11 protein-coding genes and 1 tRNA gene are annotated in these 12,643 nt (G+C 68.0%); 4 read left to right on the plus strand and 8 right to left on the minus strand.

All coding sequences use genetic code 11. From position 1 onward, the window contains the following. Positions 1-495: 495 nt before the first annotated feature. The 8 genes from ychF to OC534_RS08365 all read right to left on the minus strand — a co-directional run bounded on the left by ychF (position 496) and on the right by OC534_RS08365 (position 7,506). The gene (gene ychF, locus OC534_RS08330; RefSeq protein ID WP_017356357.1) at positions 496-1,587 is read right to left on the minus strand and encodes a redox-regulated ATPase YchF; all 1,092 of its coding nucleotides are present in this window, start codon (positions 1,585-1,587) and stop codon (positions 496-498) included. A gap of 123 nt (positions 1,588-1,710) precedes the next feature. Then, entirely contained in the window at positions 1,711-2,289 is a 579-nt protein-coding gene (gene pth, locus OC534_RS08335; protein ID WP_017356356.1) for an aminoacyl-tRNA hydrolase, read from the minus strand. A gap of 80 nt (positions 2,290-2,369) precedes the next feature. Next, positions 2,370-2,984, minus strand: coding sequence for a 50S ribosomal protein L25/general stress protein Ctc (locus OC534_RS08340; RefSeq protein WP_017356355.1), 615 nt, complete (start codon positions 2,982-2,984; stop codon positions 2,370-2,372). Between the two features lie 119 nt (positions 2,985-3,103). Then, on the minus strand, positions 3,104-4,063 hold the full coding sequence (locus OC534_RS08345) for a ribose-phosphate diphosphokinase (RefSeq protein WP_026070818.1): 960 nt from the start codon (positions 4,061-4,063) through the stop codon (positions 3,104-3,106). Between the two features lie 142 nt (positions 4,064-4,205). Then, a tRNA-Gln gene (locus tag OC534_RS08350) sits at positions 4,206-4,282 on the minus strand. 10 nt (positions 4,283-4,292) lie between these two features. Beyond that, the gene (gene ispE, locus OC534_RS08355) at positions 4,293-5,162 is read right to left on the minus strand and encodes a 4-(cytidine 5'-diphospho)-2-C-methyl-D-erythritol kinase (protein ID WP_017356353.1); all 870 of its coding nucleotides are present in this window, start codon (positions 5,160-5,162) and stop codon (positions 4,293-4,295) included. Beyond that, a complete protein-coding gene (gene lolB, locus OC534_RS08360; protein WP_136007184.1) occupies positions 5,159-5,821 on the minus strand; it encodes a lipoprotein insertase outer membrane protein LolB in 663 nt (220 codons plus the stop codon). Before lolB ends, ispE begins: the two co-directional genes overlap by 4 nt. Further along, the gene (locus OC534_RS08365; protein WP_206147340.1) at positions 5,818-7,506 is read right to left on the minus strand and encodes a tetratricopeptide repeat protein; all 1,689 of its coding nucleotides are present in this window, start codon (positions 7,504-7,506) and stop codon (positions 5,818-5,820) included. Before OC534_RS08365 ends, lolB begins: the two co-directional genes overlap by 4 nt. Positions 7,507-7,571: 65 nt before the next feature. Here OC534_RS08365 and hemA point away from each other — a divergent pair, with 65 nt between their 5' ends. From hemA to ppk2, 4 genes are read left to right on the plus strand one after another with little or no spacing between them, the layout of a single operon-like run. Next, positions 7,572-8,855, plus strand: coding sequence for a glutamyl-tRNA reductase (gene hemA, locus OC534_RS08370; protein WP_017356350.1), 1,284 nt, complete (start codon positions 7,572-7,574; stop codon positions 8,853-8,855). Beyond that, positions 8,833-9,918: a peptide chain release factor 1 gene (gene prfA / locus OC534_RS08375; RefSeq protein WP_017356349.1), complete on the plus strand. Its 1,086-nt coding sequence runs from the start codon at positions 8,833-8,835 to the stop codon at positions 9,916-9,918. Before hemA ends, prfA begins: the two co-directional genes overlap by 23 nt. A 2-nt stretch (positions 9,919-9,920) precedes the next feature. Further along, the gene (locus OC534_RS08380; protein WP_262071658.1) at positions 9,921-11,633 is read left to right on the plus strand and encodes a tetratricopeptide repeat protein; all 1,713 of its coding nucleotides are present in this window, start codon (positions 9,921-9,923) and stop codon (positions 11,631-11,633) included. A gap of 49 nt (positions 11,634-11,682) precedes the next feature. After that, entirely contained in the window at positions 11,683-12,462 is a 780-nt protein-coding gene (gene ppk2 / locus OC534_RS08385) for a polyphosphate kinase 2 (RefSeq protein ID WP_017356347.1), read from the plus strand. Positions 12,463-12,643 lie beyond the last annotated feature (181 nt).

The following is a 12,643-nucleotide window of genomic DNA, read 5'->3' on the forward strand; positions in this document are numbered from 1 at the left end:
GCCGTGGGGGTTTGCTGTGGACAAGCCGGTGCGAGCGTTGCGCCGCGGGCGTTTCCGCGGGTGGTCAATTATTGTCCAGCGCTGGCGCGACGTGATCGCCGTCCGGTCGAACACGTTTTCCACACGCGGCGTGGAAAGCCGTGGGAGTTTGTTGTGGACAACCCTGTGTGAGCGTTGCAGCGCAGCGGTTCTGGAGGGTGATCAATTATTGTCCAGGCCGGGCTCCGTGCCGACCAGCGGCCGGCGCCCGCCGGTTTGCCACGTCCAGCGCATCACCGAACGGGGTTCTCCACATGGCACGTGGAAAGCCGTGGGGGTTTGCTGTGGACAAGCTGGTGCGAGCGTTGCGCCGCAGGCGTTTCCACGGATGGTCAATTATTGTCCAGCACAGGAAGCGTGCCGGCCAATGGTCGGCACCTGCTGCTCCGGCACCACCTGCAAACGCAAACGCCCCGCACAAGGCGGGGCGTTTGCGGGCGTACAACGCAGATGCGATCAGACGTTGAAGCGGAAGTGCAGGATGTCGCCTTCCTGGACGCGGTATTCCTTGCCTTCCAGACGCAGGCGGCCGGCTTCCTTCGCACCGGCCTCGCCCTTGTACTTGATGAAGTCGTCATACGCGATGGTTTCGGCGCGGATGAAGCCCTTCTCGAAGTCGGTGTGGATGACGGCAGCCGCCTGCGGTGCGGTGGCGCCCTTGCGCACGGTCCACGCGCGGACTTCCTTCACGCCTGCGGTGAAATAGGTCTGCAGGCCGAGCAGGTTGTAGGCGGCGTTGATGACGCGGTTCAAGCCCGGCTCGGACAGGCCCAGGTCGGCCAGGAAGGTGTCGCGGTCGTCGTCGTCGAGCTGGGACAGCTCTTCTTCGATGGCGGCCGAGACCGGCACCACCTGTGCGCCTTCTTCGGCAGCGCGGGCGCGCACGGCGTCCAGGTGCGGGTTGTTCTCGAAGCCGTCTTCCAGCACGTTGGCGATGTACATCACCGGCTTGAGGGTGAGCAGGAACAGATCGCGGACCAGCGCCTTCTCTTCCTCGTCCAGGCCGGCAGTGCGGCCGGCCTTGCCGTCGGACAGCGCGGCCTGCAGCTTGGCCAGCACCGGCTTGCGGGCAGCCGCGTCCTTGTCGCCGCCCTTGGCCGCGCGCTCGGCACGGTTCAACGCCTTCTCGACGCTGTCCAGATCGGCCAGGGCCAGCTCGGTGTCGATGGTGTCGATGTCCGAGATCGGGTCGACCTTGTTGTTGACGTGGATGACGTCGGCGTTCTCGAAGCAGCGCACGACGTGGGTGATCGCATCCACTTCGCGGATGTGGGCCAGGAACTTGTTGCCCAGGCCTTCGCCACTGGCGGCACCGGCGACCAGGCCGGCGATGTCGACGAACTCCACGGCGGTCGGGATGACCTTCTGCGGGTTGATGATCGCCGCCAGTTCGTTCAGGCGCGGATCGGGCACCGGCACGATGCCGACGTTCGGTTCGATCGTGCAGAACGGGAAGTTGGCCGCCGCGATGCCCGCCTTGGTCAGCGCATTGAACAGGGTCGATTTGCCGACGTTGGGCAGACCGACGATGCCGCATTTGATACCCATCTTTGACAACCTCTGGGGTGAAAGTGATTGGTAAAAGGGCGCGCTGCCGGGCACCGTTTTACCGATCATTTTCCGTACCGACCAACGGTCGGTACCTACCGGATTGCTGTGCCTACCGGGCGATCATTTCGGGGTATGCAGGCGTTTCATGGCCTCGCTGTAGTCGCCCTTTACGGCCAGCGGCAGCACGTCGATGGCGTCGTTGATGGCATGGCCGATCAACACGTCGTCATCCTTGCCGGCGCGGCCGAGCACCCACGGAACCACGCGGTCCTTGTGACCGGGATGGCCGATGCCGATACGCAGGCGGTGGAATCTGCCATGCCCCAGCAGACGGATGGTGTCGCGCAGTCCGTTCTGGCCGCCGTGACCGCCATCGAACTTGAGCCGTGCCACGCCGGGCGGGAGGTCCAGCTCATCGTGCGCCAGCAGGGTTTCTTCGGGCTCGATCTTCCAGAAGCGCTGCGCGGCGGTAACCGACTTGCCGCTGAGGTTCATGAAGGTGGCGGGCTTGAGCAGCCACACCGGTTGCCCGGCGATGTCGACCTTGGCGGTCTCGCCGAACAGCTTGCTGTCCACGCTCCAGCGCGCGCCGGCCTGTTCGACCAGGGCGTCAATGAAACGAAACCCGGCGTTGTGCCGGGTCTGGGCGTGCTCGGGTCCGGGGTTGCCCAGACCAACGATCAATCGCAATCCTGTCATCACTCTTCTTCGTCGGTACCGACCCTGTGCCGGCACATACAGAAACGGCGCCTGCCCCGAAGGACAGGCGCCGCAACCACTTACTCTGCGGCCGGCGCTTCGTCGGCAACGTCTTCCTTGCCGTGCTTGGCGGTGACGATCGCGTCGTCGTGGTCCTTGCCCTGGGCCAGGGCCGGGATCTCGACGCCCTTCGGCAGCTTGATGTCCGACAGGTAGATCACGTCACCGGCCTTCAGGTCGGCCAGGTCGACGTCGATCGATTCCGGCAGGTCCTTCGGCAGGCAGGAGATGGTCACTTCCTTCAGTTCGTGGGTGACCACGACGTCGGCAGCCTTGCCAGCCGGCGAGGTGTCTTCGTTGATGAAGTGCAGCGGGACGTTGGCGGTCAGGGCCTCGTTCTCGTTCACGCGCAGGAAATCCAGGTGGATGATCAGCTGCTTGAACGGGTGGCGCTGCATGTCACGCAGCAGCACCTTGGTGACCTGGCCGTCCAGGTTCAGGTCCAGGATCGAGGAGTAGAACCACTCGTTCTGCTGGGCCAGCCAGATCTGGTTGTGGTCCAGGTTGATGTTGATCGGAGCGGCGCCGCCGCCGTACACAACGGCCGGGATCACGCCGGCGTGACGCAGGCGGCGGCTCGCACCCTTGCCCTGCACGTCACGAGCGGTGACCTTGATTTCATGAGTCTTCGACATGTTTGCACTACCAGTAGTTGCCTTGCCCGAAGGCGTGGCGGTTGAAGGTACGTCCGCGACCAGACGTACCCAGGACCCGACTGCCGTTGCCGGCAGCCGGAGATTTCATTGCGACAGCATCAATCCACGTACAGCGAGCTGACGGACTCGCCGAAGGCGATGCGGCGCATCGTTTCGGCCAGCATCTCCGCCACGCTGAGCTGACGGATCTTGCTGCACACCCGCGCCGCTTCATTGAGCGGAATGGTGTCGGTCACCACCAGCTCATCGAGCTGGGAGTTGTTGATGTTGTCCACCGCCGGGCCCGAAAGCACGGCGTGGGTGCAGTACGCGGCGACCTTGAGGGCGCCGCGCGCCTTCAGGGCAGCAGCGGCCGCACACAGGGTGCCGGCGGTATCGACGATGTCATCGACCATCACGCAGGTCTTGCCTTCGACGTCACCGATGATGTTCATCACGGTGGAGACGTTGGCGCGCGGACGGCGCTTGTCGATGATCGCCAGGTCGGCATCGTCCAGGCGCTTGGCGACGGCGCGCGCACGCACCACACCGCCCACGTCCGGGGACACCACGATCAGGTTTTCAGTGCCGTAGGCACGCCAGATATCGGCGAGCAGCAGCGGCGAGGCATACACGTTGTCGACCGGCATGTCGAAGAAACCCTGGATCTGGTCGGCATGCAGGTCCACCGTCAGGACCCGGTCGGCCCCCACGGCGCTGAACATCTTGGCGGCGACCTTGGCCGTGATCGGCACGCGCGAGGAGCGCATGCGGCGATCCTGGCGCGAGTAGCCGAAGTACGGCACCACCGCAGTGACGCTGTTGACCGAGGCGCGCTTGAGCGCATCGATCAGGACCAGCAGCTCCATCAGGTTCTCGGCGCTGGGGGCACAGGTCGGCTGGATCACGAAGACGTCCTGCTTGCGGACGTTCTCTTCGATTTCCACCTGCACTTCACCATCGGAGAAGCGCGAGACCAGTGCCTTGCCCGGTCGCACCCCCAGTTCCTTGCAGATGCTCTGCGCAAGGCGCTTGTTGGCGTTGCCGGAAAAGACCAGCAGGTTGGGGGATTCTTGCATCATGGGACGGTCTCGGGCGGGAGCGATTGGCGGAGAACTCTGCCGCAGGCACCCGGAGGCGTCGGCGGTGACGACACTGCGGAGGTTCGACCGCGCCCGCGCAGATCGCGTGCGCAAGGGTTCGCGGCAAAACATCCGCAAGTGGCAGGGGCGGGAGGATTCGAACCTCCGAATGCCAGGATCAAAACCTGGTGCCTTGGGCCTCTTGGCGACGCCCCTGCATCAAAAATCAATAACGCTCGAGTACATCAAGCAGTGGCGAGCGCTCCACGCCCGCAGCCACCCATGCCCGCAGTCCTTCCGGCAACTCCGCCAACGCCTGCTCGGCGGCAGCGCGCGTGGTGAACTCGACGAAACAACCGCTTCCCGACCCGGTGAGTCGTGCCCGGCCGATACTGCTCAACGCCACCAGCGCCGCCTCTACGGCAGGCTCGTGACGGCGCAGGACCGGCTCGAACGCATTCCCGAGCAAAGACCCGGAAGCGAAGTCCTCTATTTTCGCCACTGGGGCATCGCGCGTCAAATCTGGTGATGCAAAAAGCGCAGCCGTCGGGACGTGAACGCCCGGATCGGCAAGCACATACCAGGCCGGCGGCAGGTCCATCGGGGTCAACTGCTCCCCCACTCCCTCCGCCCAGGCATTGTGGCCGCGCACAAACACCGGCACATCCGCACCAAGCTGCAGGCCCAGCGCGGCCAGCGCATCCACGTCCAGACCCGCCCTCCACAAGCGGTTCAGGGCCACCAGCACGGTGGCCGCGTCGGACGAACCGCCGCCGAAGCCACCGCCTGCCGGAATGCGCTTTTCGATGCCGATATCCGCACCTTGAGAGCTGTTGGTCGCACGTTTGAGCAACAACGCCGCGCGCACGGCAAGGTCGTCGGTCTCGGCCACGCCCGCCACCGATGGCCCGTCACGACGCACCTGGCCATCCTCGCGTACCCGCAGGCGCAGCCGGTCGCCCCAGTCGAGCAGGCGGAACACGGTCTGCAGCTGGTGATAACCGTCAGCACGACGACCGGTGATGTGCAGGAACAGGTTCAGCTTGGCCGGGGCCGGCCAGTGCGACCAGCCTGCGTTCAGGTCCGGCGCGCTCATGGGGTGCCGACCACCCAGCTGTCGACCACCAGGCGCACTTTGGCGTCGCCGTTGACCGCTTCGATGCGCCGCGGCAGCACCGGGCGATCGCCCTCGGCCGGGTACCAGTCCAGGTACTGGATCTGCCAGCCCATCTGCTGCACGCGACGCGGGCGGCCGTCGCCATCGCGCTCGACCTGCTCGGCCGGGCCCGCCGCATCAGCCACCAGGCCACGCACCCAGTCGGGCAGCTGGTTGACCGGAATGTCCCAGCCCGTCGCCTCCAGCAGCACCTGCTGGGCGTCGTCACCCTGGCGCGGTCCGCCGTCCAGCCCTTCCAGCCGCCCGCCGGCGTGCCGGGTATCGCCGGTCAGTTTCCAGCTCTGGCGGGTCACCGGCGCGCTCAGCTCGACCACGTACTGGCGGGCCTGCTGCTGCCAGTCGATGCGGCCATTGCCGCCGTTGCGGCCCTTGTTGATGGCTACCCGGCCCTGGAACGCCCACTGCGGCTGTGCCCGGACAGCGGCGACGCGATCGCTTTCTGCCTGCTGCGCTTCGGCCGACACCGTGGTCACCACCGCCGGCGCCGACGGGGCCTTGCGCTCGTCCAGCGACACGCACGCCGACAGCGAGAGGGCCGCGACAAGGGCCGCGGCAGATTTCAGGAACTGCAGGTTCATACGCCGTATTTCTCGATCACGCGCTGCAGGGCGCGGTTGTCAGGGTCCAGCTTGCGGGCTTCGTCGAAGAACTGACGGGCCTCGTCCTTGCGGCCGAGCACCCACAGCACTTCGCCGACATGGGCGGCGATCTCGGCATCCTTGGCCAGGCTCCAGGCGCGGCGCAGCTGCACCAGCGCCTGCTCGTTGCGCCCCAGGCGGTAGAGTACCCAGCCGTAGCTGTCGACGATGGCGGCGTTGTCCGGCTCGGCCACGCGGGCGCGGTCGATCAGTTCCAAGGCCTCCTGGTAGCGCTGGGTGCGATCGGCCAGGGTGTAGCCCAGCGCATTGAGCGCGGCCACGTTTTCCGGATCGGTCACCAGCACCTTGCGCAGGTCGGCCTCGGCGCGCGCGATGTCGTCGCGGCGCTCCCACGCCAGCGCGCGGGCATACAGCAAGGCGTTCTCGTCGGGATAGGCGGCCAGGCCGCGGCCGAGTGCATCCAGTTCGCCGGCATCGTCGTTGCCGCGCTGGCGCAGCTCCGCTTCGAGCAGGTAGGCGTCGCGACGCGCTTCGTCATCGACGGTCGCGTCGGACTGGATCGCATGTACTTCAGCCAGCGCCTTGTCGGTGCGGCCCAGTTCGTACTGGGCGTTGGCGGCGCGCAGGCGGGCTTCGTCGCGTTCCGGACCACCAGGCACACCGTGGTACCACTCCACCGCTTCGGCGGGACGCTTGAGGTACTCGGCAATCTTGCCGAGCAGCAGGCGCTGGGCCGGATCGGGCTTGGTCGCCTTGCCGGACAGTTCGGTGTACAGCGCCAGCAGCGCTGCGGTGTCGTTCTGCTTGGCCAGCAGCGAGGCGCGCATGCCGTAGGTCTGCACGTCCTGCGGGCCCACTGACAGCACGCGCTCGGCGGCCCTGGATTCGCCCATCGCGTCGTAGGTGATCGCCACCGCGTTGCGCAGTTCCGGGTCCTGTGTGGTCCTGGGCTCCACGCCGCGCAACAGCGCCAGCGCCTCGTCGGTCTTGCCGGACTGGCTCAACTGGCTGGCATGCAGCAGGGCCACGCGCGGCTCATCGGGGAAGCGGCGGACCACTTCATCGACCATGCGTCGGGCCAATTCGGGCTTGTCCATGCGCAGGGCCAGGCGACCAAACTCCTGCCAGGCCTCCAGGGTGTCGGGGATCGCGTTGGCGTCCACCAGCCCGTCCAGCACCTGGGCCGGCACGGCCGGATCGCGGCCGCCCCCCACCAGGGCGGCGATGGCGAACTTCCAGCCCTGCGGATCCGGATCGCGCAGTATCGCCACCAGTTCGGCCTGGGCGGTCTTCACCTGGTTCTGGCGCATGGCCAGGGCCGCAGCACTGCTGCGCATGGCCAGCGAGCGCGGCGCGCGCGCCTCCCACAGCTTCAGCGCCCGGGCGGCACGGACATCATCGTTGGCCAGCATGGCGATGCGCGTGGCGCGCTCGGCCAGCCCGGCGTCGTCACGGCCGGCCTCGGCTGCATCCAGATACCAGCGCGCGGCGTCCTCCAGTTTGCCGGCCTGGAGGGCGAATTCGCCGGCCAGGACCGGGGTCAGCGAGGCAGGCTCGGCGGCGCGGTCCCTGCCCGCCGGAACCGTGGCAGGACGGGCTGCCAGGGCGTTGGCGGTGAACAAAGACAGCAGCAGAACGCTGGAGATGCGAATCAATGCGGGCATCGGGGGCATCTGAGCCTTAAAATGACGACTTGAATGGCCAGCAGCTTATCGCAAGCAACTGAACAATGACCCTGTGGGTGCTCGGACTGAACCACCAGACCGCGCCAGTGGAACTGCGCGAACGCGCGTCCTTTGGCGGCGATGCGCTGCCGCGGGCGCTCGCCTCGCTGCGTGACACCCCGCAGGTGGCCGAAGCGGTGCTGCTGTCCACCTGCAACCGCACCGAGCTGTATGCCATCGCCGAGTCCGGACAGGCCCTGGCCGACTGGCTGGAGGCGCACGCCGGCCAGCTCCAGGGTTACCTGTACCAGCATGCCGATGCGGACGCCGTACGCCACCTGTTCCGGGTCGCGACCGGGTTGGACTCCATGGTGCTGGGCGAACCGCAGATCCTGGGCCAGGTGAAGGACGCCTGGGCCACCTCGCGCGATCACGGGCTGCTCGGCCAGCGCCTGGACCGCCTGTTCCAGCAGACCTTCTCGGTGGCCAAGCGGGCCCGTACCGATACCCGCGTCGGCGCCAATCCGGTGTCGGTGGCCTCCACGGCGGTGCGCCTGGCGCAGAACTCGTTCGCCCGGCTGGAAGATTCCACCGTGCTGCTGGTTGGCGCCGGCGAGACCATCGAGCTGGCGGCGCGGCATCTCAGCGAGGGGCGCGTGCGCCGGCTGCTGATCGCCAACCGCACCCTCGCCCACGCCCAGGACCTGGCCAGCCGCCACGGCGGCGTCGCCCTGCCCCTGACCGAGCTGGAGCGCCACCTCGGCGAGGCCGACGTGGTGTTTTCGGCCACCGCCGCGCGCGAGCCGGTGATCGCCAAGGCACATGTCGCCGCCGCGCTGCGGGCGCGCCGGCACAAGCCGATGCTGCTGTTCGACCTGGCTGTGCCGCGCGATATCGAATCGGGCGTGGGCGACCTCAGTGATGCCTTCCTGTACACCGTGGACGATCTTGAGCGGGCGGTCGAGGACAATCGCCGCAGCCGCCGCGAAGCCGCCGCCGAGGCCGAGGCGATCATCGACCTGCAGGTTGCCCGGTTCGTGGAGACCCTCCACGCCGGCGCGCACCAGGCGCCGCTGCTGCAGCTGCGCGCCTACGGCGATGCGACGCGGACGGAGATGCTGGAAAAAGCCCGACAGCAGCTGGCCAACGGCAAGCCGGCCGAGGACGTACTGGAACTGCTCGCGCACGGCTTGACCAACCGCCTGCTGCACCCGCCGACGGCCGCGCTGCGCGCGGCGGCGTTGAGCGGCGATACTGAACTGACCCGCGCCGCCGAGCGCCTGTTCCCGGCCAAGCCCGGCTACCAGCACCCTGTTGTGAGGAATGATGACGCCGACCCTGCGCCGTAAGCTGGAAGCGCTGGCCGAGCGCCGCGAAGAACTTGAACGCCTGCTTGCCGATCCGGGTGTGGTCGGCGACAACGAACGCTTCCGCGCGTTCTCGCGCGAGTTCTCGCAGCTGCAGCCGATCGCCACCGCACTGGCCGACGAAGCCCGGGCCAAGGCCGACCTGGCCGCCGCAGAGGCGATGCGCGCCGAGCCGGACCTGCGCGAGCTGGCCGAAGAGGAAATCACTGCGGCCCAGCAACGCCTGGAACAGCTTGACCAGGACCTGGCGCTGCTGCTGGTGCCGCGCGACCCGCGCGACGACGGCAACCTGTTCCTGGAAGTACGCGCCGGCACCGGCGGCGACGAGGCGGCGATCTTCGCCGGCGACCTGTTCCGGATGTACGCGCGTTATGCCGAGCGCCAGGGCTGGAAGGTGGAGGTCGAATCGGACAGCCCCGGCGAACATGGCGGCTACAAGGAAATCGTGGCCCGGGTGGTCGGTCGCGGTGCCTACTCGAAGCTGAAGTTCGAATCGGGCACGCACCGCGTGCAGCGCGTGCCGGCGACCGAATCGCAGGGACGCATCCACACCTCGGCGGCCACCGTGGCGATCATCCCCGAAGCCGACGATGTGGACGAAGTGACGATCAACCCGGCCGACCTGCGGGTGGATACGTTCCGCTCGTCCGGCGCCGGCGGCCAGCACGTCAACAAGACCGAATCGGCGATCCGCATCACCCACCTGCCGACCGGCGTGGTGGTGGAGTGCCAGACCGAGCGCAGCCAGCATGCCAACCGCGACAAGGCCATGAAGCGCCTGAAGGCGCAGCTGCTCGACGCCGAACGCAGCCGGCAGGCCGCCGCCACCGCCGAGAGCCGCCGCCTGCAGGTGGGCAGCGGCGACCGCAGCCAGCGCATCCGTACCTACAGCTTCCCGCAGGGCCGGATCACCGACCACCGCGTGGAAGGACTGACGCTGTACGACCTGCCCAACATCATTGCCGGCGAGCTCGATCCGCTGGTCGAACGGCTGATACACGAACATCAGGCCGACGAACTGGCGCAGCTGGCTGCCGGACCCTGAGCGTGGGCGCACCGGACCAGGAACGCCGGCAGCTGCGCGAGGCCGTGCAGCGCCAGCCGAGCGACTTCATCGCGTGGGTCATGCTGGCAGACGCCGAACTGGAAGCCGGCGACGTCGCCCGTGGCGCGGCCGCCGCCACGCAGGCGCTGCAGTTGCGCGACGATCATCCCGAAGCCCTGGCCCGGCTCGGGCGTGCCCGCTGGATGCAGGGCCAGCCCGGCGACGCAGCCGTCCTGCTGCGCCGTGCGGCTGAGCAGGTACCGCAGCATCCCGGCATCGCCCTGTGGCTCGGCCATGCGCTGGAGGATGCCGGCCAGCCCGAGGCCGCCGCCGATGCCTATCGCCATGCGCACCGGCTGCTGCCGGGTGAGCCCTACATCACCGCGCAGTTGCTCAACTGGCAGCGCCGCCTGTGCGACTGGCGCGATCTGGACCGGCTGTCGGCGCTGGTCCGTCGGGCCGTGGCGCAAGGCCAGGCGGTGGTCGAGCCGTTCGCCTTCCTCAGTGAAGATGCCAGCGCCACCGAGCAGCTGACCTGTGCGCGGCAACGCGCGGCAGCGATCGGGACGGATCTGCCCGCCCTGCCCCCGACAACCGTGCGGGACCACGGAAGACTCCGCGTCGGCTTCCTCTCCAATGGCTTCGGCGCGCATCCGACCGGGCTGCTGACGGTGGCCCTGTTCGAGCAGCTGGCCCTCGCCGATCGGCTGGACCTGCATCTGTTCGCGCTCAACGGCGATGACGGCAGCGACATCCGCGTCCGCCTCCAGGCGGCGGCCAGCGTGCTGCACGAGGTGGGCGGACAGCCGCACGACCGTGTTGCCGCGCGCATCCGCGACGCCGGCATCGATGTGCTGTTCGACCTGCGCGGCTGGGGCGGCGGCGGCACGCCGCAGGTGCTGGCGATGCGTCCGGCACCGATACAGGTGAATTGGCTGGCGTATCCGGGCACGTCCGGGGCGCCGTGGATCGACCACGTGCTGGCCGATGCCTTCGTGCTGCCAGATGCGCTGGCATCGGCCTTCAGCGAGCGCATCTGGCGCCTGTCACGCGCGTTCCAGCCGTCGGACAACACGCGCGAGGTTGCGACGCCACCGTCGCGCGTCGCCTGCGGCCTGCCGGCGCAGGGGGTGGTGCTGTGCTGTTTCAACAACAGCTACAAGCTCACCCCGCGCAGCATGCAGCGCCTGTTCGCGGTCCTGCAGGGCGTACCGGGCAGCGTGCTGTGGCTGTTGTCCGGCCCGGGCAACGCCGATGCGCGGCTCCGTGCGGCGGCCCGCCAGGCAGGGCTGGAGCCGGCGCGCCTGGTGTTCATGCCGCGCCTGCCCCACGCCGAGTACCTGGCCCGGTACCAGCACGCTGATCTGTTCCTTGATACACACCCCTACAACGCCCACACCACCGCCTCCGACGCGCTGTGGGCCGGCTGCCCCGTACTGACCTGCCCGGGCACCACGTTTGCCGCGCGCGTGGCCGGCAGCCTCAATCACCATCTGGGACTCACCCGGATGAATGCTGCCGATGACCGTGCCTTCATCGCCACGGCAATCCGGCTCGGCAACGATGCCCCGGCGCTGCAGGCGCTGCGCGCCGAACTGGCCGTGCAACGGACGCGCAGCGGGCTGTTCGACATGGCGGCGTTCGCCGTCGATTTCACTGCTGCGGTCGAGGGCATGGCGCACGAGCGCGGCTGGCAGGGCGCACACACGCCCTGATCCGGCCATGCGCTAGGCTCGAGCCTCCACGACAGAACCGGGGCGGCGGATGGGCAAGCTCAAGCGCAAGGCATACCAGGAACAGCTGGAACCGATGCAGTTGGAACTCGCGGCAATGGCGCGCTGGGTGCAGCACACCGGCCAGCGCGTGCTCGTGCTGTTCGAAGGCCGCGACACCGCCGGGAAGGGCGGCGCGATCCAGGCGATCGCCGAACACCTCAATCCCCGCCAATGCAGGGTAGTGGCACTGCCCAAGCCCACCGACCGCGAAAGCACCCAATGGTATTTCCAGCGCTACGTGTCGCATCTGCCGGCCGCTGGCGAGATCGTGCTGATGGATCGCAGCTGGTACAACCGCGCCGGCGTCGAGCATGTGATGGGCTACTGCACCGAAGCGCAGTACCGCGCGTTTCTGGCGCAGACGCCGGTGTTCGAAACGCTGCTGGTGGACGACGGCATCCTGCTGTTCAAGTACTGGCTGACGGTGGACCAGGCGCAGCAGGAGAAGCGTTTCGCCGAGCGCCACCTCGATCCGCTCAAGGGCTGGAAACTGTCACCGGTGGACCTGAAGTCGCGCAGCAAGTACAGCGCCTACACCGAAGCGCGCGAAGCGATGCTGCGCGCCACCCACCGCGAAGCAGCGCCCTGGACGCTGGTTGATTTCAATGACCAGAAGCGCGGGCGGCTGGGATTGATCCGCAATCTGCTGGACCGCCTGCCCGACACCCGCGTGGACGAGCCCGTGCTGGCACTGCCACCGCTGAAAGGCAAGCTGCACACAGAGCATTTCGGCGTTCTGAAACCGATCGAAGACATCGACACCCCGTAGTGCCGGGCTCTGCCCGGCAACGGGCGCTTGCGCGGTACAGGCCGCGTGCGCGGGCGGGGGGTACGGGGGCGGATCGGAGAGCAGCCGGGCAGAGCCCGGCTCTACGAGGTGCGGTGCGATGATCAACGCATGTCCAACGCGATGCGGTGACCGGCACGTAGTGCCGGGCTCTGCCCGGCAA

It is taken from the genome of Stenotrophomonas sp. Marseille-Q5258 (assembly GCF_946900935.1).
In the GTDB taxonomy this organism is placed as follows: Bacteria; Pseudomonadota; Gammaproteobacteria; order Xanthomonadales; family Xanthomonadaceae; genus Stenotrophomonas; species Stenotrophomonas nematodicola.

Bases quoted from the DNA above. Each gene is read 5' to 3' on its own strand.
- ychF (WP_017356357.1), bottom strand. From the start codon at position 1,587: ATGGGTATCAAATGCGGCATCGTCGGTCTGCCCAACGTCGGCAAATCG.
- pth (WP_017356356.1), bottom strand. From the start codon at position 2,289: ATGACAGGATTGCGATTGATCGTTGGTCTGGGCAACCCCGGACCCGAG.
- OC534_RS08340 (WP_017356355.1), bottom strand. From the start codon at position 2,984: ATGTCGAAGACTCATGAAATCAAGGTCACCGCTCGTGACGTGCAGGGC.
- OC534_RS08345 (WP_026070818.1), bottom strand. From the start codon at position 4,063: ATGCAAGAATCCCCCAACCTGCTGGTCTTTTCCGGCAACGCCAACAAG.
- ispE (WP_017356353.1), bottom strand. From the start codon at position 5,162: ATGAGCGCGCCGGACCTGAACGCAGGCTGGTCGCACTGGCCGGCCCCG.
- lolB (WP_136007184.1), bottom strand. From the start codon at position 5,821: ATGAACCTGCAGTTCCTGAAATCTGCCGCGGCCCTTGTCGCGGCCCTC.
- OC534_RS08365 (WP_206147340.1), bottom strand. From the start codon at position 7,506: ATGCCCGCATTGATTCGCATCTCCAGCGTTCTGCTGCTGTCTTTGTTC.
- hemA (WP_017356350.1), top strand. From the start codon at position 7,572: ATGACCCTGTGGGTGCTCGGACTGAACCACCAGACCGCGCCAGTGGAA.
- prfA (WP_017356349.1), top strand. From the start codon at position 8,833: ATGACGCCGACCCTGCGCCGTAAGCTGGAAGCGCTGGCCGAGCGCCGC.
- ppk2 (WP_017356347.1), top strand. From the start codon at position 11,683: ATGGGCAAGCTCAAGCGCAAGGCATACCAGGAACAGCTGGAACCGATG.